The organism is Pseudomonas sp. 05N434 (genome assembly GCF_056396965.1).
Genome location: NZ_JBFTMK010001213.1, coordinates 1 through 353 on the forward strand (window position 1 = coordinate 1; position 353 = coordinate 353).

General features: G+C 55.8%; 1 protein-coding gene. It reads right to left on the bottom strand.

The window, feature by feature from the left end; all coding sequences use genetic code 11:
• Window positions 1-53: 53 nt before the first annotated feature.
• Complete coding sequence (locus AC1DLB_RS32485) at window positions 54-278, bottom strand: hypothetical protein (protein ID WP_081626573.1); 225 nt, start codon at window positions 276-278, stop codon at window positions 54-56.
• Between the last annotated feature and the right edge of the window lie 75 nt (window positions 279-353).

Consider the following 353-nt stretch of genomic DNA (forward strand, 5'->3'; position numbering starts at 1 on the left):
TTCCTCAGGAGATCAGAGCGGTGATGGCCGCTCTGGAGCTGGGCGCAGACAGGTCAATCGTCTCGGTCGTCATGGTCGCGGTGCCGACGGCGATCATCACGACGATCATAATCCCGGTCATACCCACGATCATCACGGTAATAATAGCCACGGTCATGGTCGCGACGGTATTCACGGTGATCCCGATCGTACCTGTCTCCCTCTTCCCAGTAAGGAAAGCAACCTCCCAGCAGGAGAGTACTTGCAATGGCCAGGGTCATTATCGCGGTGCGCTTCATTTTAACGTCCTAAAAGGTCAGAACTACGGGGATGAGGTGACGCTAGCGGCGAATCGATCGCAGTGCGTTCAAACC

What these genes read in the sequence shown, in the direction of transcription:
- AC1DLB_RS32485 (WP_081626573.1), bottom strand. Translation starts at nt 278, where the DNA reads ATGAAGCGCACCGCGATAATGACCCTGGCCATTGCAAGTACTCTCCTG.